Origin of the sequence: Bradyrhizobium sp. SZCCT0148 (genome assembly GCF_018129985.1) — a bacterium.
Taxonomy (GTDB): Bacteria; Pseudomonadota; Alphaproteobacteria; order Rhizobiales; family Xanthobacteraceae; genus Bradyrhizobium; species Bradyrhizobium japonicum_H.
The window spans coordinates 1-23657 of record NZ_JAFCKT010000005.1 but is presented as its reverse complement, the minus strand read 5'-3'; the positions used below and the strand labels follow the sequence as shown (position 1 = coordinate 23657).

At 62.4% G+C, this 23657-nt stretch carries 28 protein-coding genes; 14 read left to right on the top strand and 14 right to left on the bottom strand.

Annotation, left to right across the window (positions count from 1 at the left end; translation table 11 throughout):
- Nucleotides 1–20 precede the first annotated feature (20 nt).
- From JQ580_RS17085 to JQ580_RS17065, 5 genes are all read right to left on the bottom strand, one after another.
- On the bottom strand, nucleotides 21–344 hold the full coding sequence (locus JQ580_RS17085; protein ID WP_212281229.1) for a hypothetical protein: 324 nt from the start codon (nucleotides 342–344) through the stop codon (nucleotides 21–23).
- 209 nt (nucleotides 345–553) lie between these two features.
- The gene (locus tag JQ580_RS17080) at nucleotides 554–2581 is read right to left on the bottom strand and encodes a S8 family serine peptidase (RefSeq protein ID WP_212281228.1); all 2028 of its coding nucleotides are present in this window, start codon (nucleotides 2579–2581) and stop codon (nucleotides 554–556) included.
- A gap of 46 nt (nucleotides 2582–2627) precedes the next feature.
- The gene (locus JQ580_RS17075; protein ID WP_212281227.1) at nucleotides 2628–2852 is read right to left on the bottom strand and encodes a hypothetical protein; all 225 of its coding nucleotides are present in this window, start codon (nucleotides 2850–2852) and stop codon (nucleotides 2628–2630) included.
- 60 nt (nucleotides 2853–2912) lie between these two features.
- Nucleotides 2913–3956 (bottom strand): hypothetical protein, encoded by a 1044-nt coding sequence (locus JQ580_RS17070; RefSeq protein WP_212281226.1) that lies wholly within the window; start codon nucleotides 3954–3956, stop codon nucleotides 2913–2915.
- Nucleotides 3957–4041: 85 nt separating this feature from the next.
- Nucleotides 4042–4866, bottom strand: coding sequence for an AfsR/SARP family transcriptional regulator (locus JQ580_RS17065; RefSeq protein WP_212281225.1), 825 nt, complete (start codon nucleotides 4864–4866; stop codon nucleotides 4042–4044).
- 60 nt (nucleotides 4867–4926) lie between these two features.
- Here JQ580_RS17065 and JQ580_RS17060 point away from each other — a divergent pair, with 60 nt between their 5' ends.
- Nucleotides 4927–5064, top strand: a complete 138-nt coding sequence (locus JQ580_RS17060; RefSeq protein ID WP_212281224.1) for a hypothetical protein — start codon at nucleotides 4927–4929, stop codon at nucleotides 5062–5064.
- A 702-nt stretch (nucleotides 5065–5766) separates the two neighbouring features.
- On the opposite strand, the gene JQ580_RS34230 is transcribed toward JQ580_RS17060, so the two are convergent.
- From JQ580_RS34230 to JQ580_RS17045, 3 genes are all read right to left on the bottom strand, one after another.
- Nucleotides 5767–6045, bottom strand: coding sequence for a DUF2934 domain-containing protein (locus JQ580_RS34230; RefSeq protein ID WP_212281223.1), 279 nt, complete (start codon nucleotides 6043–6045; stop codon nucleotides 5767–5769).
- 179 nt (nucleotides 6046–6224) lie between these two features.
- Nucleotides 6225–6410: a hypothetical protein gene (locus JQ580_RS17050; protein ID WP_212281222.1), complete on the bottom strand. Its 186-nt coding sequence runs from the start codon at nucleotides 6408–6410 to the stop codon at nucleotides 6225–6227.
- The gene (locus JQ580_RS17045; protein WP_212281221.1) at nucleotides 6407–6568 is read right to left on the bottom strand and encodes a DUF2934 domain-containing protein; all 162 of its coding nucleotides are present in this window, start codon (nucleotides 6566–6568) and stop codon (nucleotides 6407–6409) included. The genes JQ580_RS17050 and JQ580_RS17045 overlap by 4 nt, the downstream gene beginning before the upstream one ends.
- A 593-nt stretch (nucleotides 6569–7161) precedes the next feature.
- Here JQ580_RS17045 and JQ580_RS17040 point away from each other — a divergent pair.
- The 4 genes from JQ580_RS17040 to JQ580_RS17025 all read left to right on the top strand — a co-directional run bounded on the left by JQ580_RS17040 (nucleotide 7162) and on the right by JQ580_RS17025 (nucleotide 9012).
- The gene (locus JQ580_RS17040; protein WP_409363210.1) at nucleotides 7162–7323 is read left to right on the top strand and encodes a ChaB family protein; all 162 of its coding nucleotides are present in this window, start codon (nucleotides 7162–7164) and stop codon (nucleotides 7321–7323) included.
- A 168-nt stretch (nucleotides 7324–7491) separates the two neighbouring features.
- Nucleotides 7492–8013: an Hsp20/alpha crystallin family protein gene (locus JQ580_RS17035; protein WP_212281220.1), complete on the top strand. Its 522-nt coding sequence runs from the start codon at nucleotides 7492–7494 to the stop codon at nucleotides 8011–8013.
- A gap of 78 nt (nucleotides 8014–8091) precedes the next feature.
- Nucleotides 8092–8814 carry a CBS domain-containing protein gene (locus tag JQ580_RS17030; protein ID WP_212281219.1) on the top strand — a complete coding sequence of 241 codons (723 nt, stop codon included), beginning with the start codon at nucleotides 8092–8094 and terminating at the stop codon, nucleotides 8812–8814.
- Nucleotides 8815–8835: 21 nt separating this feature from the next.
- Nucleotides 8836–9012: a hypothetical protein gene (locus tag JQ580_RS17025; RefSeq protein WP_212281218.1), complete on the top strand. Its 177-nt coding sequence runs from the start codon at nucleotides 8836–8838 to the stop codon at nucleotides 9010–9012.
- 39 nt (nucleotides 9013–9051) lie between these two features.
- Here JQ580_RS17025 and JQ580_RS17020 read toward each other — a convergent pair whose 3' ends face one another.
- Nucleotides 9052–9828 carry a trypsin-like peptidase domain-containing protein gene (locus JQ580_RS17020; RefSeq protein ID WP_249134244.1) on the bottom strand — a complete coding sequence of 259 codons (777 nt, stop codon included), beginning with the start codon at nucleotides 9826–9828 and terminating at the stop codon, nucleotides 9052–9054.
- Nucleotides 9829–10055: 227 nt separating this feature from the next.
- Here JQ580_RS17020 and JQ580_RS17015 point away from each other — a divergent pair, with 227 nt between their 5' ends.
- Together JQ580_RS17015 and JQ580_RS17010 are read left to right on the top strand one after the other, a co-directional pair.
- Complete coding sequence (locus JQ580_RS17015; protein ID WP_212281217.1) at nucleotides 10056–10256, top strand: hypothetical protein; 201 nt, start codon at nucleotides 10056–10058, stop codon at nucleotides 10254–10256.
- 28 nt (nucleotides 10257–10284) lie between these two features.
- Nucleotides 10285–10449 (top strand): hypothetical protein, encoded by a 165-nt coding sequence (locus JQ580_RS17010; RefSeq protein WP_212281216.1) that lies wholly within the window; start codon nucleotides 10285–10287, stop codon nucleotides 10447–10449.
- A 560-nt stretch (nucleotides 10450–11009) separates the two neighbouring features.
- Here JQ580_RS17010 and JQ580_RS17005 read toward each other — a convergent pair.
- Nucleotides 11010–11705: a VIT1/CCC1 transporter family protein gene (locus JQ580_RS17005; RefSeq protein WP_212281215.1), complete on the bottom strand. Its 696-nt coding sequence runs from the start codon at nucleotides 11703–11705 to the stop codon at nucleotides 11010–11012.
- Nucleotides 11706–12173: 468 nt separating this feature from the next.
- Here JQ580_RS17005 and JQ580_RS17000 point away from each other — a divergent pair, with 468 nt between their 5' ends.
- A complete protein-coding gene (locus tag JQ580_RS17000) occupies nucleotides 12174–12593 on the top strand; it encodes a BA14K family protein (RefSeq protein WP_212281214.1) in 420 nt (139 codons plus the stop codon).
- Between the two features lie 106 nt (nucleotides 12594–12699).
- On the opposite strand, the gene JQ580_RS16995 is transcribed toward JQ580_RS17000, so the two are convergent.
- Nucleotides 12700–12936, bottom strand: a complete 237-nt coding sequence (locus JQ580_RS16995) for a hypothetical protein (protein WP_212281213.1) — start codon at nucleotides 12934–12936, stop codon at nucleotides 12700–12702.
- Between the two features lie 577 nt (nucleotides 12937–13513).
- Nucleotides 13514–13723: a cold-shock protein gene (locus JQ580_RS16990; RefSeq protein WP_028153817.1), complete on the bottom strand. Its 210-nt coding sequence runs from the start codon at nucleotides 13721–13723 to the stop codon at nucleotides 13514–13516.
- Between the two features lie 619 nt (nucleotides 13724–14342).
- On the opposite strand from JQ580_RS16990, the gene JQ580_RS16985 reads away from it, so the two are divergent.
- The 3 genes from JQ580_RS16985 (at nucleotide 14343) to ppsA (ending at nucleotide 17811) form a co-directional block, all read left to right on the top strand.
- Nucleotides 14343–14855 carry a Spy/CpxP family protein refolding chaperone gene (locus JQ580_RS16985; protein WP_212281212.1) on the top strand — a complete coding sequence of 171 codons (513 nt, stop codon included), beginning with the start codon at nucleotides 14343–14345 and terminating at the stop codon, nucleotides 14853–14855.
- A gap of 85 nt (nucleotides 14856–14940) precedes the next feature.
- Entirely contained in the window at nucleotides 14941–15387 is a 447-nt protein-coding gene (locus JQ580_RS16980; RefSeq protein ID WP_212281211.1) for a DUF302 domain-containing protein, read from the top strand.
- Between the two features lie 12 nt (nucleotides 15388–15399).
- A complete protein-coding gene (ppsA, locus tag JQ580_RS16975; protein WP_212281210.1) occupies nucleotides 15400–17811 on the top strand; it encodes a phosphoenolpyruvate synthase in 2412 nt (803 codons plus the stop codon).
- Nucleotides 17812–17827: 16 nt separating this feature from the next.
- On the opposite strand, the gene JQ580_RS16970 is transcribed toward ppsA, so the two are convergent.
- Nucleotides 17828–19168: a glycoside hydrolase 5 family protein gene (locus JQ580_RS16970; protein WP_212281209.1), complete on the bottom strand. Its 1341-nt coding sequence runs from the start codon at nucleotides 19166–19168 to the stop codon at nucleotides 17828–17830.
- Nucleotides 19169–19355: 187 nt separating this feature from the next.
- Here JQ580_RS16970 and JQ580_RS16965 point away from each other — a divergent pair, with 187 nt between their 5' ends.
- The 3 genes from JQ580_RS16965 to JQ580_RS16955 are packed head-to-tail and all read left to right on the top strand — an operon-like array spanning nucleotide 19356 to nucleotide 22613.
- Nucleotides 19356–20690, top strand: coding sequence for a GH1 family beta-glucosidase (locus tag JQ580_RS16965; RefSeq protein ID WP_212281208.1), 1335 nt, complete (start codon nucleotides 19356–19358; stop codon nucleotides 20688–20690).
- On the top strand, nucleotides 20687–21661 hold the full coding sequence (gene glk / locus JQ580_RS16960; protein ID WP_212281207.1) for a glucokinase: 975 nt from the start codon (nucleotides 20687–20689) through the stop codon (nucleotides 21659–21661). Before JQ580_RS16965 ends, glk begins: the two co-directional genes overlap by 4 nt.
- Before the next feature lies 1 nt (nucleotide 21662).
- Entirely contained in the window at nucleotides 21663–22613 is a 951-nt protein-coding gene (locus JQ580_RS16955; RefSeq protein WP_212281695.1) for a 1-phosphofructokinase family hexose kinase, read from the top strand.
- A 111-nt stretch (nucleotides 22614–22724) separates the two neighbouring features.
- Here the strand turns inward: JQ580_RS16955 and JQ580_RS16950 are convergent, their stop codons facing one another.
- The gene (locus JQ580_RS16950; protein ID WP_311982457.1) at nucleotides 22725–23504 is read right to left on the bottom strand and encodes a cytochrome b; all 780 of its coding nucleotides are present in this window, start codon (nucleotides 23502–23504) and stop codon (nucleotides 22725–22727) included.
- Between the last annotated feature and the right edge of the window lie 153 nt (nucleotides 23505–23657).

The window sequence follows — 23657 nt, the reverse complement described above, 5'->3', positions numbered from 1 at the left end:
TCACGCCCTTTGCGCGCGCATCAGCCGCGGGCATCGAACTGGCCTTTCCGACCGGACGCGGCGGCCTGCTGCGCGGCGTAGGCCGACGCGGCGTTCGATGCCGGCGAATAATGCCCGAGCGATTCGGCGAACTCTTCGGCGGCGTCGGTGAGCTGCTTCATGATCGCGGCGCTGTCGGTCGAATTCTTGCCTGGGGAATGCAGGATCTCGAACGAGATTCCGTTGGGCAGATCGACATGGACCTTGTCGAGTCCGACCGCGGCCAGCGTCCCGTCATCGCCGACCTGATCGGCGTTCGCTGCCGGCCCGCCCGAACGTCTGCTCGTCCGCAGTTGAATCTCCAAGTCTCGCTGTCATCCCCCGCGCAGGCGGGGAATCCAGTACGCCGCGGCTTCTCGGTTCAATCACTGCCATCTTCGTGTAACGCGGAGGAAATAATGTTTTCGCGAGGGCTCACCCCATCCTACGACCCGCCCCATCACGGCGCGTCAAACGATCGGGGCACAGCGACTGGTGCCGCTGTGCCCCTTTTCGCAAACCGCCTTGCTGCGCGTTACAGCAAGCCGACCCTGTGCATAATCTGCCGGATCTGGGCTGGATCGGGATCCATCATGGTGGGCACGAATGCCGCGCTCGCCGTCGGTGCGGGACCGCGGGCGAGGTAGCCCGAACCGCTTTGCGCGGGATCGACGGACTGCAGCGTCATCGCGCCCGCCGTTTGTGCCGGACCGCGCGCCACTGAACCGGCACTGGCCTGCATGGGAGCGGCGGGCTGCGGCGCCGGGGCGCTCGCCGGAACCATGCTCGGTGCGTCGGCCGGCGGCAACCCGAGCAGACGACGCAACGTTGCCAGCGACGGATCGGTTGCGGACGCAGCCGCGGCGATCGGGGCGACGCCGGTTTCGAGGCCGAGCGCCCGCATCGCGTTCGGCAGTCCCGCGCCGGTCCGGTTGGGGTCACCGAATTGCAGCGGCGTCGCGGTTTCCTTCAGGATCTGGAACAGCCGCTCGACACGGCGTGCATCGCGATTCTGGAAGTTGCCCTTGGTGAAATCAGGATGATGGGCCAGCACGAGCGCGGCGAGGCCGGTGACATGCGGCGTCGCCATCGAGGTGCCGTCCCATGCACCAAAACCATCAGCGGGCAGCGATGAGACGATGCCAACGCCGGGCGCACAGACGTCGACCTCCGGTCCGAAGCAGGAGAATTTCGCCGGGAAATACCCGTCGCGGCTCTGGAAGCCGTCGAGCGCCTGCTGCGCATGATAGCTGTCGTCGGGGAACTCGCCCCATTTGCCCAACGCGGCGACCGCGAGGCAATGCGGCGTCGAGGCGGGAAACTGCACCGGCCCCGAGGAATTGCCGGCCGCGATGATGCAGGCCATACCCATCTGCTTGGCGCGGATGATGCGTTCCTCGATGATCTGCGAGGGATCGCCGCCACCGAGGCTCATGTTCACGACGTCGATGCCGTGCTCCATGCAGTAATCGAGCGCAGCGACCAGATCGCTGAACCGGCCGCCGGGGAATATGCGGCAGACATGGATTTCCGCCGCCGGCGCGAAGCCGCGGATTCCGCCACCGGGGCCGACCGGACCGCCGGCGATGATCCCCGCGCAATGCGAGCCATGGCCGATCGTGTCGACGGTCCACGCCGCCTTGTCGTTGCCGACGATGCTGGTGCCCACCGTGATGCCGTGCAGATTGCGATGGGTCGGCGCCAGGCCGGAATCGATGATCGCGATCTTGATGCCGGCGCCGTCGAAGGACGGCGGCAGGCGATCGAGCCCCATGGCGCGCTCACCCCAACCCGTCAATTGCTGGCCGGGGAAGTTGCGCAAGACGGCACCGAGCGCCCTCACGGCGATCCGGTTGACACTGTTCGGAACGAGCTGCGGACGATCGAGCCAGAAGGTCCAGTAGTCGATCTTGGGTTTGACGAGGATCGAGCGGATGGTCTCCGGTGTTTCGCCCTGCAGGGTCACCGTGGCACGGCCACTGGCGTCGGTGATGCCCTGTGCCGGCCACATGCTGCCGAACACGTAGACCTCGGCTTCGGGCAGCGGACCGTCCTGGCCCAACACTTCGATCGTCGCGGTGAAGCCGTCGGCCAGCGGCGTCAGCACGCCGGGATTGGGAAGCTGCGGCGTGGAGGGGTCAAGCATGTAGGCCAGCCGCTCGTCACGCTCCACCGCGCACCGCCCCTGGGCTTGGGTCTTCAGCAGCTTGGCCTTGTCGGGAGTCATCTTGGCGAGAACCAGCGGACTGAGCGGCACCTGTCCGAGCTCCGCACTCTGAAATCCGAACAGGCGCGGCGGCGAGACCGTCTTCACCACTTCGATGTCGGGGCTGTTGTTGAGCTGCTGGGTCAGGAAGTCGACGCTGAAGGTCGCAAGCCCAGGCTGCTGCTGCGGCGCGATCATAAATTGCGCCTTGCGCGATGCGATCGTTACGGTCGCCTGCGCGGGTGCCGGCGACGGGCCGGCTTCATGCGCGGGATGCGCGCCGTTGCCGTTGGTCGCCGGTTCGGTCGCATTGCTCTCGGCCTGCCCGGACGTTCCTGGTTTGCCTCTCGTGGCCATTGCAGCCTCCTTGATGTTTTGCGTGTCCAATGATTGCTGACCGAAATCAGCCGAATGGCTTCAGCGCTGAATCCGGTTCGACCACGAGCGTGGCAAACGTCGATTTCAGGCGATCGGCCTGTGTCTTCGTCATCGACAGGATGACGACGTCGGGAGCGACCTGCGCTATTCGCTTCACGCCGGGTTCACGCCGCAGGTGTTCGTTGAGCTGACCGGACCGGACCGGGTCCCCCTGCACGATGAATTGCTGCGACGTATTCGAATTCGCCATCGGCTTTCCATTCATTCTGTGTGCAGGAGCGGGCTTGCGCCCGCCCGCTGCGTTTCGGGTCTAGTGCATCGTGCCACCGGGCTGGCCGGCGCTGAACACGCCGAGCTGGCGGCCGATATCGAGGCCGGTCTGGGCGCCCTGGCCGATCTTCTTCAGCACGCTCCAGAAGCTCTGCAGCTCCATGTCGGTCGGCGGTGCGCTTGCTGCCGGCTGCAGGCCGGGCTGGCCGGCGCTAAACACACCGAGCTGATGACCGATATTCACCCCGCTCTGCACGCCCTGGCCGATCTTCTTCAGCACGCTCCAGAAGCTCTGCAGCTCCATGTCGGTCGGCGGCGCGCTTGCTGCCGGCTGCAGGCCGGGCTGGCCGGCGCTGAACACACCGAGCTGGTGGCCGATGTCCAGGCCGGTCTGGGCACCCCGACCGATCTTCTTCAGCACGCTCCAGAAGCTCTGCAGCTCCATGTCGGTCGGCGGTGCTGCCGCGGCCGGCTCGAGGCCGGGTTGGGCACTGAACACGCCGAGCTGGTGACCGATATTCACGCCGGTCTGCACACCCTGGCCGATCTTCTTCAGCACGCTCCAGAAGCTCTGCAGCTCCATGTCGGTCGGCGGCGCGGCCGCAGCGGGCTGCAGGCCCGGCTGGCCGGCGCTGAACACGCCGAGCTGGTGACCGATGTTCACGCCGGTCTGTACGCCCTGGCCGATCTTCTTCAGCACGCTCCAAAAGCTCTGCAGCTCCATGTCGGTCGGCGGCGCGGCCGCAGCGGGCTGCAGGCCCGGCTGGCCGGCGCTGAACACGCCGAGCTGGTGACCGATGTTCACACCGGTCTGCACGCCCTGGCCGATCTTCTTCAGCACGCTCCAGAAGCTCTGCAGCTCCATGTCCGAGACCTGTACCGAACCTTGCGGCATGTCCGGACCGGCTGAAAACGGCAGGAAACCTCCGCCGATGTTTCCGACGACACCGCCGATGGTCTTTCCCTTCTTGCCGCCGAGCAGATTACCGATAACGCGTCCGGCCGCTCCGCCGAGGATGGAGCCGAAAATGCCCTGCGGGTCGAGTTGGCCATAATCCTCGTACTGCTGCTGTGTTCCAGTCATGATCAAATCTCCTGATGAAGTGCCTGACCCGCGAGCGACAATTGCTTCCCGAAGGAGTCGGGATCACTGGTGCGAGCGGCTGACGCTACGACAGGGATCGTGATGCAGGCGTCACGTCGAGCGTGAAAGTTGCGTCAAAGTTTTTGGCGCGGGGCAATTTGAGCGAGACAGATCGCGGCGACGTGCAGAACATGTGGCGAATTTCGCGCTGCAGCTGTTCGGTCTCCTGTTCCGGCGCTGCGCGAACGTCGCGCCACAGCACGGAGCGACAGAGGTCATACTGACGCAACGCGTCTGCGCGGCGGCCTTGCTGCGCATAACAGCGCATCAGGATGCGATGGACATTCTCCTGAAGCGGGTCGATCGCGAGGATACGCAGCGCGAGTGCAATCGCGATATCCATGTGTTCGCGCTTGTCGGCGTCCAGCAGGCCTGCAAGGGCCTGCATCGCCAGTGTTCTCAGTCGCTGACGCTCGGCGGAGAGCCACGCCTCGAACTGGCAAGAATTTGAGTCGATGCCCTCGAGAAGGTCGCCTCGATAGAGCAGCGCCGCACGGGCTAGCCGTTCGGGGTGGCCGTCCCGGAGCAGGCGCTCGAATTCCCCGACATCGGTACTGATGGCGGCCGGGCAGATCCGGATGTCGTCGCGATCGGCCGTGATCACGTCGGGATATTGCGGCAGCACACGCCGCAATGTGAGCAGAGCTTGTCGAAGGCTGGCGCGCGCACGATCGCTGAAGTGACCGTCCCACAACAGGGTCGCGAGCTTGCCGCGTGAAATGGCCCGTGGGGAACTGAGCGCGACGTAGCCCAGCAGAGTCGCAGCCTTGCGGCTGGGGATCAGCACGAACTCACCGGAAGCAGAAACTACCTCGACACCGCCGAAGAGATTGATTTGGAGCAGCGACATTGTGCTTGTCCTTCGGTCATTGTCCTCTGTCCCTCACTTCATGCACTGGCGAACATTCTTATGATGACCATCGCCAATGATGCGGACGGCACCCACCATCCATACGTCATCGACCGGGTCGAAATGTTCGCGGCCACCATACAACCTGAATTAGACAAAGCAACGGATGACGCCTGTCATCGCGTCAGCAAATCGTGAGGCCGCTAATTTTCAAAGTGTGAGATAGCGCATAGGCAGACTGCGAATTTCAGGCGCGACAATCGCTCGCATTTGATGCGTTGGTCGACAACGAGGATGGAACGGCGGCGCAAGCCTGCATGGCATGTCACGCCGAACACTGTGCAAATGTCGCTACGCCGCTGCGAAGGTTGCATGCGGTGCTCGACGCACGCGAGCATCTTGCACTCGCCGCGCCGGGCTTGAACGGCGGAAGCGGCACGGCGTACCCAGAACGTGCGTCAGAAAGCCGCTGCTGCCTGCGTCAGTCAGATTCGCCGAGTCCTCCTGAATGGAAACCTGGACGAAGATTTCCGTGCCGGGACATGTTGGGTTTGGCAAGGGATCTACCCATTCCACCGTCCCCGGTTCTCACGCGGCACCCGGCTTCGTGATCAACTGTGCACTGTGTGCGTCAGATCACAGCAGAATCACGGCTCCTGCCCTACGATGTCCCTGCATGGCCGCAAACAAGGTAACGGCGGTACGCGTGAGGCTGCGGCGACGATCGACAGCTAGGGACTTTTCCAAGCCGCCAGGGTGAAGAGCCCGGCGGCTTTCTTCCTGGTTTCTACCCAGCATAAGAACGTGGATGCCGGGCGTGCGCCGCACCGGAGGGCTTCGGCCCGCAGGCGGCACAGGCGCGGGCTTGCCGACGTCCTCGATCGCGCCGGCAGCCGGTGCCTATGAAGAACCGCCCGCGCCCCTTCGCTCGTCCCCCTCCTCAAGTTGCCGCTCCGCTTCGAGCCAGAACTCCAGCTCGCGATCTGCTGGCCGTCCCGCCCGCTCCCAGAGTTCGTAGGCGCGGGCGCGAACCTGGCCGCGGCGCATCATGCCGCGGAGCTTTCGTTTCAGCTCCTCGGCAAAGCCGCGGAAGCGATGGCGGGTGGGCTCGTCCTTGACGAGCGCAACCGCTCGCGTGGCGAGTTCGATTTGGTGCTCTATTCTTTTCTGCTCGTCCACTACTGATACCGCTGTGGGAAAATGTAGTTGTGAGAGCCCGTCAATGCCTTGCGGGATGGTCTATTCCCCCTGGCAGCGGGCGGGGAATGGGACGTGCGATGCGAAACTGATTCAGGGCCGGCAGGAAGCAGCATGATGGGTTTCGCTACGCTCACCGCACCACGCACCATCGCATCGAGCTAGTGCCACGTCGTATCGGCTTCGACGATCACCACGCGCGTTTCCGGATCTTCGGCCGTGTTGCAGGTACATGGCATGCCCTCGCCACAGCGGCAGCCGCCCAGCTGTTCGCTCCAGGCCCGGAGCGGATGGTTTTCGCAGACCCACCCCAGCCCCTGGCAGAACGGACAATTCTTGTCGGTCACAGCGTATCCGGCGTCCGCAGCGTGTCTGACTTATCCTCGTTGCGCAGCGCCTGCTCGGCCGCGTTCCAAAACTCATCGTCGCGGCCCTCGGGCTTGCCGGCTTGCTCCCACAAACGGTGCGCGCGGTCTCTGATGTCTTGTTCGGTCGGTTCGGACAATTTTCGTCTCCTCTGGTGAAGCACGGCCCCACCCTGGGGGGCATGGGGGCTTTGGAGGCGGGGCCGTGCAGGCCAGCGATCGGCGGCGATACTGGCCCGCCGATTCAAGCGTCGATCGTGCCCGAGAGTTCCTAGGTGCGCACGCCGGGTGACGACGCGCTCATCAATTCGTCGAGACGGGACGATGCTGGGTCTTCGGCCCAGCCAGACCCGCGCCGATGCCGGCATCCCCGCGAATGCGAGCATGCGGCACATGAGCCGACCTTGGCCACCTAGCTCCCGCACATGCTCCCTCGCCAACGGCCGCCTGATGCCCGGGCCCCCTCTTTTCACGGCGTCGGGCGATCGCCGCCGCCAAGACGGCAAAGGACAGCGGTAGGATTGTAGATCGGGATGATACCAGGCAGCAGTCGGTGCGGAGATCGCGATAGCCGGCGCCGGCTCCCTGCCCGAGTACGATTTGGCAATGAAGCCGTAAGAGCGTCCTGCTTGGCCCGTACCGCCCGAGAGCGAGTGACAGGCACGGGAGTTGGAGATGCCTTATCGATCAAACGGCGATCTTCCACCCGGCGTGCGGCACCATCTGCCGCCTCATGCCCTCGATAATCTATCGAGAAGCGGTCGACCATTCCTTTGCCGCGCATGCCGGGGACCTTCGACAGGAAGAAATCGCGCACCGAACAGCATGGGCCGCCGTGAAGCGCTCCTACGTGAAACTTGGCGATCAATGGGTGCCCAAGTGGCCGGATGCATAGATGCGCGACGCTCGGCTGCCTCGCAATCGATCTATGTCCATAAGGATGTCGCATCGTCCTTGATTGCGGGCGCCGCTCCCAAATTTGCGCGAAATCAATCTACGTTCAAGGGCCGGGACTATGCTTTCCGGTGACCGAGATGGTCAAACTCTGTCAGGAGAAATCATCATGGCAACCGAGACCAAACTACCCGTCACCAAGACGTCGACCGCGCCTGCAGTGGCCGGCGAGGCATGGCAGCCGTTCCAGGCGCTGAGAAACGAGATCGATCAGATCTTCGACGATTTCGGCAACGGCTTCTGGAAGAGGCCGTTCCGGTCGCTCGCGCGGCTCGACCGTGACCTCTCCAAGAACTTCAATGCGCCGGCCGTCGATGTCGCCGAGAGCGACAAGGCTTACGAGATCACCGCGGAGCTTCCCGGCCTCGACGAGAAGAACATCGACGTCAAGCTCGTCAACGGCGGTCTCACCATTCGGGGCGAGAAGAAGGCAGAGACCGCGGAAAAGAAGAAGGACTATTACGTTTCCGAGCGCCGCTATGGCTCCTTCGAGCGCTACTTCGCGCTGCCCGACGGCGTCAATGCCGACAAGATCGAGGCGACGTTCAAGAACGGTGTGCTCAAGGTCGTCCTGCCGAAGACCGAGGAGGCACAGAAGCCGGCCAAGACCATCAGTGTGAAGGCCGCTTGAGCGCTCCCGCCGAGGTGAGGCCGTGACGGTCGCAGCCTCACCTCCTTCGGGACTGGTCAGCCAAACTGAGAGCATAACATGCGCGCACATCATATCATGACGAAAGACCTCGTCGCCGTAACGCCGCACACCACCATCGGGGAGGCGGCCAAAATCATGCTGCAGATGCATATCAGCGGTCTGCCCGTCGTCGACGATGCGGGCAATCTCGTTGGCGTTGTCTCGGAAAGCGACTTCCTCCGCCGCAGCGAGATCGGCACCGGCCGCAGGCATGCCGAGTGGCTCAAATTCTTCATGGGGCCCGGGCGCGCGGCTGCCGAGTTTGTTCACGAGCGGGGTCGCAAGGTCGCCGACGTCATGACGAAGCAAGTTGTCTCGGTGCAGGAAGATGCCGATCTGGCCGAAGTGGTCGACCTGATGGAGAAGAACGACATCAAGCGCGTTCCTGTCATGCGGGGCAAGGCGCCAGTCGGAATCGTCACGAGGACCAACGTCTTGCAAGCCGTGGCGAGCCTCGTGCACGAAGTTCCTGACCCGACGGCCGACGATGAACACATTCGCGAGCGCATCACACGTGCGGTCAATGCGACCGACTGGCGGCCGATCGGGTTTGAAGTGAATGTTCGCAACGGCGTCGTGCATCTGCACGGCCTTGTGACCACCGATGAGGCCCGTCAGGCCGCGATCGTCGCCGCCGAGAATACCGTCGGCGTCAAGAAAGTTCACGACCATCTCTGCTTCGTCGATACCTATTCCGGGTTCTACATGGAATCACCTGAAGACATGAAGGCCGCAGGCTGAAAGTACTGACGCGAGGCGACCATGCTTGGATGGCTCGTTCGGATTCTCTTCGCCTTCGCGGCGCCGATCACGGCGCTGTTCGTGGCCCGCGACGCGCTGAACTTCGGTCTCATTCAGACCGTCGTGACCATGTTGCTGGTCACCGCCGTGGTCTGGCTCATTGCCGCATACACCGGGCGGAGCCAGTCGCCTCGGTGACCCCCGAGGGACAAGGTGGGAGGCTGCGGAAAGCCCAGCCTATTGGCTGGGCGGCTCCCGCCTAGCCGTCGCCAGCAGCCGCATGATGGCGTCGGCCGGCACCGCAAAGGCAAAGCCGCTGCGCCCCTCGCCTCTGCGCGCGACGATGACCCCGATCAGCTTGCCGCGCAGATTGATCAGTGCGCCGCCGGAACTCCCCGCCTCGACCAGAGCGTCCGATTGGATCAGATCGTCGTTGGCGATACCGGGGCAGGAGCGGTGGAGCGCCGAAACGATTCCAAAAGACACGCTCGGGCCGAGATTGAGGGAGTCGCCGAGGGCCAGGACGAACTCGCCGACCTCGATATCCGCCGCCACCTCCAGCGCCGGGCCGTGAAGCGCACTCGCCGTGACTTGAAGCAGCGCAACGTCGTCTCGATCCGATCGTGCGACCAGGCCGGCATTCAACGTCCGTCCATCCTGAAGCGACACCTCCACGGCCATGGCGTTGGCAACGAGATGATTTGCGGTAACCACAAGGCCCGCCGCGGCGTCCACGATGGAGCCCGCGCCCCGAAGCTCGCGCAGCCTTGGCGGATCCGGAAATCCGCCCGACGGGTCCACCTCGCGCTGCTCAGCCGGAATATCCCAACTGCGTATCGTGACGATCGCCGAAGACACGCGTTTGACGAGCGGCGCGAGATTCCGTGCCGAATAGCCTTGCATCCGCTCTCGCGGGAGATCGCCGCCCAGGCAGTCACTTGCGGAGACGACAAGCAGGCCGAAGATACAGATGCCGACCTGGCCGAGATATCGCTGAAGCCGAGCGCGCGACATGGAACAACGGTCCAATGACAGGGGAGCGTCCAGACCAGTCTAGTTGCGGGCATTCTGCCCGGACTTGAGGATTATCAAGGTCGTTCCGTGCCGGTATTTCCGGGAGGAGGCCTTGCGACCTCTCGCGCGTGACTACGGAAATCTCCTTAGGTGATGCCCCCAAATTTCTGTGCGGGCAAGTATGGCCTAGAAAGGATTTGCCAGCACGCACCGTCGAGGGGCCTGCCATGAATCATTCGATTTACAGCGCGGACAAGGCAACACACCTGAAGGTGGTTGTTGCCGGGGCGACTGGGGGCATCGCTATCGTCATGACCGCGCTGACAGTTCACCTGAACCATCCTGACATCAACGGGCAGAAGGCAACGACTCTCGCTGTTTACCAGCCTCACCCAGCCCGCGCTTTGACCAGGATGGCACAACGTTAGTCGGGCACGGATGTTGGAGGGTATCCAAATGACCAACGAAGCAATCAAGGCGCTGATGATATTCGCACTGTATGGCGTGCTCGAGATCACGCTCTTTTATTCCTCCATCGTAAAGTTTGCCAAGCGTCCCGCCCGTTTTCGAATCGGTCGAGGAGGGGCCCGGGACTTTGCCGGTCGGGCAGCGAAGGACTAGGATGCTCTCGCCTTCGCGACGCGCGAAGATCGAGACGGGTCACAAGCAGGCCAGGTCGTACAGATCCTGTTGGAACGGCGGATCAGCGCCGGGACGGTCGTCGATGCCGACAACAGAGTGCTCGGCGTCGCGAGGCGATCTGCTGCACAGAGCCGAGAGCGGGACCGAACGCTCACCCTGTTGGTGGTCGCGCCTGCTGACCGGCGACGCCCGGCTCGCGACTGACTACGTCAAGTCGCACTCAATCAAGGTGCAGGACGTGATGACGCGGGAGGTCGCGACCGCCGCACCGGAGACGCCGTTGCACCGGTCGCCATGCTCTCGAAGAGCGCCCAGATCAAGCGCGTCCCATCGTCAACAAGGACGGCCAACTCGTCGGGATCGTCAGCGGGCCAACCCGCCGAAGCGATACCCGGCGTGGTGACCGTGAATGATCACTTGCTCAAAACTCCAGCCTTCGTCTACTGACCCGCGGCCGGCATGGAGGCAGATTGCCAGGCACCTTCCAACTCCGCGGAAGCCGGCACAGCTTGCCTACTGCCGCGCGGCTGTCGCGGCGCTCACACAACTTTGCCGACGACGGCGCCAATTCCGGCCGTGAGTGCCATCGCACAGGCACCCCAGAATGCGACTCGTACGGTTGGCTTCAACAGGCCGGCGCCCCCCGCCTTGGCACCGATTGCGCCGAGCAGTGACAGGAAGAGCAACGAACCTGCAGCGACGATTGGAATCAATACGTTGGACGGCGAGACCAGGACGAGCGCAAGCGGCGCTACCGCTCCGACAGAAAAGGTCGCGGCCGATGCCAACGCCGCCTGCACCGGACGAGCGGTGGTGATTTCCGAAATGCCAAGCTCGTCCCGAGCGTGCGCGCTCAAGGCGTCCTTCGCCATCAATTGCCTCGAAACCTCGCGAGCGAGGCCGGCCTCGACGCCCCGCGCGACGTAAATCTGAGCAAGTTCTTCCCTCTCAAACACCGGGTCGTCTGCCAATTCGCGCTTCTCACGCGCGAGGTCGGCATGCTCCGTATCCGATTGCGAACTGACCGAAACATATTCGCCGGCCGCCATGGACATGGCGCCGGCAACCAGCCCGGCGACTCCGGTCAAGAGAACATCGCTACGGGATGCGGCAGCCGACGCCACGCCAAGGATAAGACTTGCGGTTGATATGATTCCGTCATTGGCGCCAAGCACGGCCGCTCTCAGCCAGCCGATGCGCGCAACGAGGTGGGTCTCTTTGTGGAGGCGGCTCATCTGTCAATCAATCTCTCAACCGCTTCTTTCCCGCCTTGCCCTGTCTTGGGCAGCATCTGGAAGAGCATACGACGCGAAGCAGCCGATGTGGCGCTTCTTCCAAATCTCGTAATCTACGATCACCGCTCTGGGAGCCTCCCGTGCTGATCTAGATCAACAGCAAAATGGACACATGCGGTTCTCGGCGCACCCGCAGATTCGTCAACTTTCTTCGAGAATTGTCCGCCAGTTCGTCGAAAGCCTCTCGACGCCAACACCTTGCGGAAGCGACTCGTCACGCGCGTCACGTTGCCTCGCGAATGCCCCCGACGAGAAACTTAAGTAAGTAGGCCCAAGCGGTGAGCGATCACAGTTGCTCTGGGTCAATTCCGCGCAAGCAGGAATGGACCATTATGATGTGTCCTTTCCCAAGGGGGCGGCTGCGGCCAAGGCAGCCGCTCTACCAAGAATGCAATTGGAGATGCCGTCATGAACAAGACGTCTAAAACCATGCTTATCGCGCTCGTCGCGGCGGCCACACCTTGGCTCGTCACGCCAGTTACGGCCGCGCCGGCAAGCTCCGCGCTGATGCTGCGCGGCATGGTGGCGCCCTCCTCTATCGAAACTGTGCAATATCGTCACCGCCACGGCGGCCATTATGGCGGCCCAGGCGTTGGAATCGGCGCGGCGATCGCCGGCGCCCTGATCGGCGGCGCGATCATCGGCGCAACGCAACCTTACTACGGGTATTATGGCTACGGCCCCGGCTATTACGGGCCGGCCTACGGCGCTCCCGCTCCCTATGTTGGCGTCGACGCCGTTGACTATTGCGCGCGACGCTTCAGGTCCTATGATCCATATTCGGGCACCTATCTCGGCTACGACGGACTAAGGCACCCGTGCCCGTGACGTGGCGGCCATAGTCTCGGCAGTCCGACCATAAATGGTTGCACGCCATTGGGCTGCCGAGGCGCATAAGTTGCGTCGAAGGGCAGGAAGCGCGCGACTTGGTCGCTCAACTGGCCGTCAGCCTGATCGCACCGTCGTCAATGGCCCCCGCCGCGAGGGCGTCGCGCGCCATCTTCTCGATGATGGGCCAATTCGCCATGAGGTACTTCTGAGCCTGCACTTTCGTCGGAAGCTCGGTCTGCAAAATGCAGGTTTGACGCGCATTCCCATTCGCGATCTGGAAAGACACTTTTTGGGGCCCCTCGTCGATCTCTTGTTCAGTGGGCTTGGGAAACTTGCGCATCCTACTCCTTCACGGATTCTCGAAAGACTTTGCTCGGCATGAATTGAACCAACCGTGGCGACCGCGGTCGCTCAATCGACGCTAACAGGCACTCGATCCGCGATGCCGTCGCGTTTCGTCAACGGATTTGGTTGCGGGCCCGAACTGGGCGTATTGCGGACAGCTTCGGTCAGCATCTGCCGAAGTTCAGCCTTTGTCTTGTGCGGCTGCCGCACGCTCGATTTTTGCCATTTTGTCATTCATCTTATATGGGGACGCTCGCGGCAAATGCCACTTTTTCGCTCACGCACGAGAACCGATCAAGGAGTTGTCGGCCGCTCGCTCATTCAATGAGCACAATCCTTTGCAGTGACCGCGAACACGCGCAATCAAGACAGACAACGCACATCGCAACATTCAAAAACTGCGGGACAGCATTGCTCTGATCCGCCGACTGTTGCACTCAAGTGCCAGTTGGGCCGCGTTTATAGATGGCAAAAACAACCCCGCGGCCGGTGACCGGTCGCGGGGTTGCGAAAACCAGAAGCTCTGCCAGTACATCCGTGGTCAAAGCATCAAAGGCATCGATTGCAAGTGTCTAAGCGGCGCGCAGATTTTCTGCTGCAGACTTTCCAGTCCGGCGGTCAGCAACGATGTCGAACGAGACCTTTTGTCCCTCATCGAGGCTGCTCATGCCGGCGCGTTCAACCGCGCTGATATGAACGAAGACATCTTGGCTTCCTTGATCTGGTTGAATGAAGCCAAAGCCTTTTTGACCGTTAAACCACTTCACAGTTCCCGTATTCATGGGTGATCGTCCTTTAGGATATAGTGTTTCAAGCCGCGCTCAGCGCAGCATGCGAATTCGAGATCTGGAGGGAGGGTCGTCAGTCAGGCGCGCATTATGCGGCGAGGCCAAGTCGTTCGGCCGAAACTCGATAAATTGCATATGGTGATTGCCCGTTCGTTCCGCAAGGGGCTGTGGCGAGCGAAAGCTCCGCGACCCAACGACTTTGCCCTGGGTTTGCGCGGCGCTCCAGGGCAACGATCCCGAACGTTGGATCAGCGAAGAGCTGGGCGCCGCGACAGAACGGAGGGCGCTGATGTTCTCGGACATGGAATGCGCGCGCCTTGGTCTCATTTGCGTGCCGACCCAATAATTCGACGTGGATGGCAGCGCGCTCCCGGTGGTGCTGTCGCTGCTTGATCAGCTTTCCGACACCCGCCAACGGCGCCTCTCTCTGACCCCTGCCATCAAGACATAGGACGACCCCGTCCGACTCGCTATCGCAGCCGCAACACGTCGCAGCAGCTAAACTCTCAAAGCGCTCCAATTTGATCCATCTCAACTGCTTGTCGAAATTGGCCTCATAAGGTGTGACGTTCGGATCTTGACCGAGAGATTGATAGCAATGGAGGACCATACCATGCTCAAATTCAATCAGCTCGTTGCAGCCGCCTCGGTATCGCTTACCATCGTAATGTCTTCCATTGGCGCCAATGCGCAGCCTTTCGGACCTGGAGCGCATGGATCGGGACGAGACATGATGGGGTCCGGCATGATGATGGGACCGGGATTCATGGACCGAGGCGGATTCCGGGGCACATGCAGCCCCGCCGCCGCCGGCTTCTCCGGATGGCGCATCGACCGGCTCGAACAGGTCATCAAGCCAACGGATGCTCAACGTGCCAAGTTCGACGAGTTGAAGGCGGCATCCAACAAAGCCGCCGAGGCCCTGCGCCTCTCCTGTCCGACTGAAGTGCCGACCACCGCGATCGGTCGAATGGAGTTTATGGAGAAGCGGATGGAGGCGATGCTGCAGGCCGTGAAGGCCATGCGTCCGCCTTACGAGGCCTTCTACGCCACGCTCAGCGACGAGCAGAAGAGCCGGCTGGATTCGCCTTCGGACCGAGGTCGCTTTTGGCGGCACCTTTGGTAGCACGTCGGCGCTATTGAAGGCGAGAGTTCGGATTGTGTCCTGTTCGCGGTGGAGCCTGACGCTGCCTCACCAGGAGGGATTTCAAATGGGCTATTACTTCAGCAAGACCTTGCAGGTCGGGTTCGACGAAGCCGTGCGACGCACGACCGAAGCTCTCAAGCAAGGCGGCTTCGGTATCATCACGGATATCGACGTCAAGCGGACGTTCAAGGACAAGCTCGGCGTCGATTTCCGAAACTATCGCATCCTTGGGGCATGCAATCCACGGCTTGCCCACGAAGCACTCCAGCTTGAGGACAAGGTCGGCACCATGCTGCCCTGCAACGTCGTCGTTCAGGAGATCGCTCACGGTCGCACCGAGATCGCGGCCATTGATCCTGTCGCATCGATGCAGGCGATTGACAATCCTGACCTCAAGGCATCGGCGGAGCGTGTCCAGACTTTGCTCCGGAAGGTGGTCGACGGCTTGTCGGGAGACATGTCAATCCATCGAAAGGTTGACCTGCCTCAAGGCCAGGCAGGCCCGGCGTGATCAGCTGCCTGCATGTCGGGATATATCAGATCATTCCTTGAAATCGGATTAGGCGACGTCGGGCTGGTCGGCGGCAAGACCGCTTCGCTCGGCGAATTGTATTCAGCACTCGCATCCCAAGGGATTGCCGTCCCCAATGGCTTCGCGATCACGGCAGATGCCTATCGCGAGGCGCTGTTGCAGGGCGGTGTCGCGGACGAGCTCCGCCGGCTTCTCGAAGGGATCGACAAGAGCAAGATCAAGCAGCTTGCCGGCAAGGCCGCGAAGGCCCGCGAGATCATATACAAAGCAATGGACATGCCGCTGCTGCGCGAACAGATCGCGGAAGCCTATAGGCGGCTTGAACGCGAAGCTGGGACCGGAGTCGCTGTCGCCGTACGGAGCTCTGCGACCGCGGAGGATTTGCCGACGGCAAGTTTTGCAGGCCAGCATGAAAGCTTTCTGAATGTGCGCGGGCCCAAAGACTTGTTCGAAGCTTGCCGGCGCTGCTTTGCCTCTATTTTCACCGATCGCGCGATCTCCTATCGCATCGACAACGGTTTCGATCATTTCAAGGTCGCGCTGTCCGTCGCGGTGATGAAAATGGTCCGCTCGGATCGGGCGGCCAGCGGCGTCATCTTCACGCTCGATACCGAATCCGGCTTTCGCGACGTGGTTTTCATCACAAGCTGCTACGGCCTCGGCGAGACCATCGTGCAAGGCCAGGTCGATCCGGACGAATTCTACGTCCACAAGCCGACCTTGAGCCAGGGCTTTCGCAGGGTGCTGCGGCGCCGGCTCGGAGCCAAGCAGATCCGCATGATCTACGGCAAGCGCGGGGGCAGCGGTGCGACGCTCACGCGCAATGTGCCCGACGCCGAACGACAGAAATTCTGCATTTCGGACCCGGAGGTGCTGAGCCTCGCCGAGATCGCGGTCCGGATCGAAGCCCACTACTCGACACATGCCGGCGCTTCGATGCCCATGGATATCGAATGGGCAAAAGACGGCGTCGACGGGAAGCTTTACATCATTCAGGCCCGGCCCGAGACGGTTGCCTCGCAGCGCGCGGCGGGCGTCTACGAGACCTACAATCTCAAAGGACACGGCTCGGTCATCGTCAGCGGCCGCGCGGTCGGAGAGAAGATTGCTTCCGGCCGCACACGCCGCATCTCGACCCCGCGCGATCTTGCAGCTTTCAGGCCCGGTGAAGTCCTGGTGGCGCCGGCCACCAGTCCTGATTGGGAGCCGGTCATGAAGATCGCGGCCGGCATCATCACCGACAAGGGCGGCCGCACCTGCCATGCCGCGATCGTGGCGCGAGAGCTGGGCATCCCCGCCGTAGTGGGCGCCACACACGCGACCGAGAAGATCAAGAGCGGAACCGACGTCACGATCTGCTGTGCGGAAGGCGATATCGGCAGCGTCTATCAGGGAGCGATTGCCTTCGACGTGACCAAAACGCCGGTGAACCAACTCCGACAACCTCGTACGGCGATCATGGTCAATGTCGGCACCCCGGAAATGGCGTTCCGCACCGCCATGCAGCCGCAGGCCGGTGTTGGTCTCGCCCGCATGGAGTTCATCATCAGCGAACATATCGGCATTCACCCGATGGCGCTGCTGAAACCGGACAAAGTCAAGTCGGCCAGGGCGCGGGCCGCAATCGCGCGCCTGACGAAAGGCTTCAAAAGTCCGGCGGACTTCTTTGTTCAGCGTTTGGCGGAAGGCGTCGGCACCATCGCAGCCGCATTCTATCCGAAGCCGGTGATCGTACGGCTTTCCGATTTCAAGACCAACGAATATGCCAGCCTGATAGGCGGGGAAGGTTTCGAGCCCAAGGAAGAGAATCCGATGCTGGGATTCAGGGGCGCCTCCCGCTACAGCCATCCCGCCTACACCGAAGGATTTGCGCTGGAGTGCGCGGCGCTCCGACTGGTGCGAAAGGAGATGGGTCTCTCCAATCTGCGCGTCATGGTGCCGTTCTGCCGAACCGTCGAGGAAGGCCGGCGCGTGATCGCGACGATGGCCGCCAATGGGCTGAGACGCGGCGAAGACGATCTCGAGATCTACGTCATGTGCGAGATCCCGAACAACGTCATCCAGATCGACGCGTTCGCGAAGTTGTTCGACGGATTTTCGATCGGCTCGAATGATCTCACCCAGCTCACGCTGGGTGTCGACCGGGATTCCGATATCGTCGCCTTCGACTTCGACGAACGCGACCCCGGAATGCTGGAAATGTTTCGGCAGGCGGTGGTCGGCGCAAAGCGAAACGGCCGACATATCGGCATCTGCGGCGAAGCGCCTGCGAACTATCCGGAGATCGCGCGATATCTGACGGGACTCGGTATCGATTCGATCAGCGTTAATCCCTCGAGCGTGTTTCGCACCATGGCCGTGGTGGCCGACGCCGAGAGCAACCCGCGAAAATCCGAGGCGTGACGCCTCGCCGTAGCGCTCAGATCACGGCCGGGACGGCAGCGGCATGAACGCGTTCTGCTGCAGCATTGACTCTGGTCATCGTGTTCGTGAGCTCTTCATAGACCCGGTCTTCAATGGTCACCACACCAAAATTTGAATCTTCGCCGTCAAATCGACCCTGCGCCGGCTGATCGGCATGCTCGAACCAGTGATAGCCGACCAGATTTGGCTTGCTGAGGGCCTCGACAACGTAGCCCTCGAATGCCTGAGCACGGTCGAGCTGGGTAGGCAGCCGTGGCCCGGCTCCAATCGTGTTCGGCAAGCCTGCGTCGTCGCCCCGAAACGAGAATTCCGAGATCAGGCATGGCTTGCCGGCGGCAGCATAGGCGTCAATGAGCGGACCGGGATTGAACTCGTAGCAATTGAACGAAATCACATCGAGATGCCGGCCGGCCGCTGCGATGACGCTCGCCGGCGGCTGATATCCGAACCGGGCTCCGAGCACGAGATGATTAGGGTCGACCGCCTTGATTGCTTCGACGCAAAGTTCGAAATATTTGTCGGCAACGACGGCCACGAAGGCATCGCAGTCTGCTGAGAACGCCTCGCGGACGGGATCAGCCAAATTGGCCTTGGTCTCGAGCGCATCGTTCAAGACGCCGGGCCGAAGTCTGACAAACGGCGCTACGACATGTTCAATCCTGCCGAGTTCCTCCCAGGATCGCGCCTGTGTGCGCCATACCGCGTTGAACTGAGCAAAATCCCGGTAGTGCGCCTGCAGACCGGAGAGGGCGGCGACCTTGCCCGGTCGGCGCGCCGGCAGGTTCAAGAACAGCGTCAGAAGCTCATCGGTACCGCGCCAGTCAGGCGACCAGTAGAGTTCGTTATCGATGAACGTGCCGAGCAAGCCCGGATCGTTGCGCCGATGCCTGCACCGAAGATTGGCGCTCGCACGGATATGCGCGGAAAATTCGGGATCGAAGACATCCGGAAAGATCTGGTCGCGACGATGCAAATGGAAGGACGCGCCCAGCGCCGCGGTCGGAGTGGTCGCCAGCAGTTGCGATCCCGAACTGGCGACGAGTTCATCCGACCAGCAGCCGACCGTGTTGAAGTGCCAGCTGGCCAGCCGGTCGGACACAGCGGTGCGCCAGATCGGCAGGCTGCCGTACTTGCTCCGGCAAGCCTCGGCGTAAGGCACGCGTTCGGTCCCGCGGATATGATCCTGATCGAAACGGATATTATTGACCCCCTTCGAGAGAAATTTTCCGCCATCGGGATCGACCAGCCAGAATATGCCGTCGCACTCGGCAACGCGGAAGAAGCCGCTTCCGCTGAGGTCACCGTCGAGGACTCCTCCCCATTTCGTTCTTCGCAAGCGCGGCCCCCAGCATCGGTCTGATAGTGCGATTCATCACACGGTCCGGCTCGGGCTCCTTGACCTATCTCAATACCATCAGGAACCAGCTGACTACCAATGTCGCAGGGAGACAATAAGCCTGCGAGCACCGGCCGGCCGCACAGCGTGTGCGATCGCCGATCGAGCAGGACCAAGCAGGTCGTCCATGCCGACAACGCAACTGCCGAACACCGCCAGCTTGCGTCCCGATTTCATCTGGGGCGTTTCCACCTCCAGCTTCCAGATCGAAGGGGCGACACAGGAGGACGGGCGGGGACTGAGCGTCTGGGATGTCCATTGCCAGACCGGTGAGATCAAGAATCACGACACGGGGGACGTCGCGTGCGACCATTATCATCGCTACCGCGAAGACGTCGGCCTCATGAAAACGCTGGGCGTGCAGGCGTACCGGTTCTCGATCGCCTGGCCGCGCGTCTTGCCGTCCGGAAGCGGATCTGCCAACGAAGCCGGCCTGTCATTCTATGACCGCCTGATCGACGAGCTCCTGGCCGCCGGCATCGAACCGTGGCTGTGCCTGTACCATTGGGACCTTCCGCAGGCCCTGGAGGACCGCGGCGGCTGGCTCAATCGGGAATCGGCCACATGGTTCGCCGGCTATGCGAGCCTGATCGCCGCGCGCTTTGGCGACCGGGTCAAACGTTTTGCGACATTGAACGAGCCGTCGATGTTCAGCCTGTTCAGTCGTTCGCTGGGCACGCGGGATGGCAGCAGCGAGGACAAGCTCCATCGCATGATCCACCACGTCAATCTCGCCCACGGTGCGGCAGTGGATGTACTCCGCGCCAACGTGATTGGCGCCTCGATCGGCTGCATCCACAATCGACAGCCATGCCGACCTTCCAGCGCAAGCGAAGCCGATGCAGCGGCCGCCGCACGCCTGGATGTGTACTGGAATGAAGCTTTCCCGGAGCCGCAATACCGCGGCGACTATCCGCCATCGATGCGCGCGGCCATCGAACCGCACATGCGGCCAGGCGACCTGGCGCGGATTTGCCGTCCGCTCGACTGGTTCGGGCTGAATCACTATAGCCCGGTCTATGTTAAGGCGCGGGCGGATTCGTTGCTGGGTTACGACTTCGGCGACAAGCCGGCCAACGTTGCTCTGACCCCGATCGGATGGCCGATCGAACCCGACGCTTTCAGCCGAACACTGCAGGATGTGCACGCACGCTATGGGCTTCCTATCTACGTGCTCGAGAATGGCTATGGTGATTCCGGCCAGCCCGACCAGACCGGTGCGGTGATCGACCCGGGTCGGATCGAATTCCTGAAAGCCTACATCAGCGCCATGAACGAAGCCGCTTCCAAAGGCGTCGATGTTCGTGGCTATTTCGTCTGGTCGCTTCTGGACAATTTCGAATGGGACTCCGGTTACAGCATCAGGTTCGGCCTGACATACGTTGATTATGCTTCCCTCCAGCGAACGCCGAAATCGTCTTTCGGCTGGTATGCCGGGCTGATCAAGGCGATGCAGCGATGAGAGCATCCCTCTCACCACCAACTGTCCTGCTTGCAGACGTCGGAGGCACCAATGCCCGCTTCGCGCTGCTGATTGACGGCTCGATTAGCGCCACAGCCCACATGGCCGTTCGTGACTACGCCACCTTTCAGCAAGCGCTCGCTGCCTATCTCGGCGCCTTGGCCGAGGGCGGCGCACCGGCTCATGCAATCCTTGCCGCTTCCGGCGTGGTTCAGGATGGCCGCTGCGCGCTCACGAACAATGCCTGGGTGATCGATGCCGAGGACCTGCGCCGGACTCATGGATTCTCGACCGTACGCCTGATCAACGATTTCGAGGCGGTTGCATGGGCCCTGCCCCGTCTTGGCACGAGCAGTCTGTTGCAACTCGGTGGGCGGCAGCGGATCGCAGGAGCGCCCCTTGTGGCAATCGGCCCCGGCACCGGCTTGGGCATGGCCGTCAGTATACCGTATCCCGGCGGGCAGATCGTCCTTTCGAGCGAAGGGGGGCATTCCACGATGGCGAGTGGCTCCTTGCGCGAGCATGCCGTCATCGAGCAGTTGCGGCCGCGCTTCGGACATGTGTCCGCCGAACGTGTTCTGTCGGGCGGTGGACTGGAGAACCTCCATGACGCTCTGGCCGAGATCGACGGCGTGAGCTCACCAAAACGTCACGCCGCCGACATCACGCGGGCGGCCATCGACGGGACTTGTCCGGTGAGCCGCGGTGCCGTGGACATGTTCTGCGCGATGCTGGGGTCTGTCGCGGGCAATCTCGCGCTCGCATTGAATGCGAGAGGCGGGATCTTCATCGGTGGCGGCATTTTGCGCCACATGCCTGACTATCTCGCCGCGTCCCAGTTTCGACGGCGCTTCGAGGAGAAGGGGCGGCTCCAACAATTCCTGGAAGCGATCCCGGCCTATCTGATCCTGGACGACGACGTCGCGTTCGTCGGCCTTCGTAACCTGATGGAGGTCGAAGGCCTTGGTTGACATGCCGCACATCGTGACCCTGACCATCAATCCGGCTGTCGATATCTCGACTTCGGTCACGAAAATGGTGCCCTATACGAAGATGCGCTGCGCCGAGCCCCAACGCGATCCCGGCGGTGGCGGGATCAATGTGGCCCGTGTCCTGAAACGGCTCGGCCTTGAAGCAACCGCGATCTATCCGGCCGGCGGCGCAACCGGGCAAACCCTGGCAACGCTGGTTGAACGCGAGGCCGTGCGCAGCATCGTGATCCCGATAGCGAAGGATACCCGCGAAGACATCACCGTTTTCGACGAGACCAGCAAGGAGCAGTTCCGACTGGTGTTTCCGGGAGCCTTTCTCGGCGAATTCGAATGGCAGCAGTGTCTCGACACAGTTGCGCGTCTTGGTCCGCAGGCTGGCTTTGTGATAGCAAGCGGCAGCCTGCCGCCGGGTGTGCCGGCCGATTTCTACGGCAGGGTGGTCCGGGCATCGAAAGGGACCGCCAAGGTCATCGTTGATACGTCAGGCGCCTCGCTCAAACCCGCGCTGGAGGCGGGCGTTTATCTCATCAAGCCCAATCTTCGGGAGTTTCAGGAGTTGACCGGGATCAGTTGCGCCGACGAGCCCGCGCTGCTGGAGGCCGGCCGCCGCCTGATCGACCGTTATCGCATCGAGATCATAGCCCTCTCCTTGGGCCCCGGCGGAGCCCTGCTCCTGACGCGCGACATCGCCTTGCGGGCGGATGGCCTTGCGATGGACCCGGTCAGCGTGTCCGGCGCAGGCGACAGCTTCCTGGGGGCGATGGTGTCGCGCCTGGCCGATGGCGATAGGCTCGACAGCGCGTTGCGTTACGGCGTTGCCGGCGGGTCGGCGGCACTGCTTAATCCCGGCACGGGGCTTTGCCTCGGTGCGGACGTTCGTCGTCTCGCATCCAGCGTGAACGTCACAACCGTTTCCGGCTATCATGCCTAGCAATGCAGAGCAGGACGCCGATCACGGGCGTCGGAACGGCGTCGATCAATGTCCGACGTGCGACGAGACCGCCCGTACGGACCTTGACCGGCGCGGACCGGAAGCTCGGCATTAGTCCCTTGAATGAGGCAGCATCCGAACGAGGGTGCGATCCTGGAAGACCCAGTGATGCATGAGCGCTGCACTGGCGTGTACCATCGCGAGCACCACCAGCGCTTGCGCCAGGATTTCGTGCACCTCTTTCACGTTGTGGGCAAAGGCCGCATCCTTGAGCCATGGCGACGGGATGGCGGCAAGGCCGAACACTGACAGCGCATCGCCACGCGCAAACTGCAGCACGATTCCGGCAATGGGTACCGCGACAAGCAGCGCGTATAGCGCATAATGCGCGATCCCGGCGGCAGACCCGAGCCATCTGGTCATCCATGGGCCAGGTTCGGTCGCCTCCGATACGGGCGATCGATCGACCGATCGCCACGTCAGGCGAGCCACCGCCAAGATGAGAACCGCAAGGCCGGTGCAAATATGAACGGCAAGTCCCGCCTCACGGGCCGCCCCTTTGGGCAGCAGATCGCCGAAAATCCCGAGCGCCCAAGCCGCCGCGACGAGAATGACCGTCAACCAATGCAGGGCCTGAGCAACCGCGCCATAATCATCGACTGAGTTGAAAAGCCGCATGCCGGAGTCCTTTTGTGAAGGATAGCCCGTACGGGATGTCCGGCAATTGACGCGCATCAAGTTGCCCATCGGAATGGCCTCGCGCAACTGGATCGCGTTCGACTGGCCTCGCTTGCTGTTGCGACGATCGGCTGACGGCTGGCGCATCGACCTGTCAAACAACGGACATGTCTTCGCGTCCTCGCGGCGCGTTTCGCCCGAGCTTTGCTTCATCGCTTCACCCTCCAAATCCAAGAGGGCGCAGGGAAGGCCGGGTGCCGGCTGGCACCCGCGGTCCGCTGCGCGAAAGGCACACGCAGGAAGAACCGCACAGCAGCATACAGGTGTCGCCGATCACTCGGCCTTCCCTGCGCAGTGGCTGGACGG

Coding starts and splice junctions, on each gene's coding strand:
- JQ580_RS17080 (WP_212281228.1), bottom strand. CDS start 2,581: ATGGCCACGAGAGGCAAACCAGGAACGTCCGGGCAGGCCGAGAGCAAT.
- JQ580_RS17075 (WP_212281227.1), bottom strand. CDS start 2,852: ATGGCGAATTCGAATACGTCGCAGCAATTCATCGTGCAGGGGGACCCG.
- JQ580_RS17070 (WP_212281226.1), bottom strand. CDS start 3,956: ATGACTGGAACACAGCAGCAGTACGAGGATTATGGCCAACTCGACCCG.
- JQ580_RS17065 (WP_212281225.1), bottom strand. CDS start 4,866: ATGTCGCTGCTCCAAATCAATCTCTTCGGCGGTGTCGAGGTAGTTTCT.
- JQ580_RS17060 (WP_212281224.1), top strand. CDS start 4,927: ATGATGACCATCGCCAATGATGCGGACGGCACCCACCATCCATACGTC.
- JQ580_RS17040 (WP_409363210.1), top strand. CDS start 7,162: ATGCCCTCGATAATCTATCGAGAAGCGGTCGACCATTCCTTTGCCGCG.
- JQ580_RS17035 (WP_212281220.1), top strand. CDS start 7,492: ATGGCAACCGAGACCAAACTACCCGTCACCAAGACGTCGACCGCGCCT.
- JQ580_RS17030 (WP_212281219.1), top strand. CDS start 8,092: ATGCGCGCACATCATATCATGACGAAAGACCTCGTCGCCGTAACGCCG.
- JQ580_RS17025 (WP_212281218.1), top strand. CDS start 8,836: ATGCTTGGATGGCTCGTTCGGATTCTCTTCGCCTTCGCGGCGCCGATC.
- JQ580_RS17020 (WP_249134244.1), bottom strand. CDS start 9,828: ATGTCGCGCGCTCGGCTTCAGCGATATCTCGGCCAGGTCGGCATCTGT.
- JQ580_RS17015 (WP_212281217.1), top strand. CDS start 10,056: ATGAATCATTCGATTTACAGCGCGGACAAGGCAACACACCTGAAGGTG.
- JQ580_RS17010 (WP_212281216.1), top strand. CDS start 10,285: ATGACCAACGAAGCAATCAAGGCGCTGATGATATTCGCACTGTATGGC.
- JQ580_RS17005 (WP_212281215.1), bottom strand. CDS start 11,705: ATGAGCCGCCTCCACAAAGAGACCCACCTCGTTGCGCGCATCGGCTGG.
- JQ580_RS17000 (WP_212281214.1), top strand. CDS start 12,174: ATGAACAAGACGTCTAAAACCATGCTTATCGCGCTCGTCGCGGCGGCC.
- JQ580_RS16995 (WP_212281213.1), bottom strand. CDS start 12,936: ATGCGCAAGTTTCCCAAGCCCACTGAACAAGAGATCGACGAGGGGCCC.
- JQ580_RS16990 (WP_028153817.1), bottom strand. CDS start 13,723: ATGAATACGGGAACTGTGAAGTGGTTTAACGGTCAAAAAGGCTTTGGC.
- JQ580_RS16985 (WP_212281212.1), top strand. CDS start 14,343: ATGCTCAAATTCAATCAGCTCGTTGCAGCCGCCTCGGTATCGCTTACC.
- JQ580_RS16980 (WP_212281211.1), top strand. CDS start 14,941: ATGGGCTATTACTTCAGCAAGACCTTGCAGGTCGGGTTCGACGAAGCC.
- ppsA (WP_212281210.1), top strand. CDS start 15,400: ATGTCGGGATATATCAGATCATTCCTTGAAATCGGATTAGGCGACGTC.
- JQ580_RS16965 (WP_212281208.1), top strand. CDS start 19,356: ATGCCGACAACGCAACTGCCGAACACCGCCAGCTTGCGTCCCGATTTC.
- glk (WP_212281207.1), top strand. CDS start 20,687: ATGAGAGCATCCCTCTCACCACCAACTGTCCTGCTTGCAGACGTCGGA.
- JQ580_RS16955 (WP_212281695.1), top strand. CDS start 21,663: ATGCCGCACATCGTGACCCTGACCATCAATCCGGCTGTCGATATCTCG.
- JQ580_RS16950 (WP_311982457.1), bottom strand. CDS start 23,504: ATGAAGCAAAGCTCGGGCGAAACGCGCCGCGAGGACGCGAAGACATGT.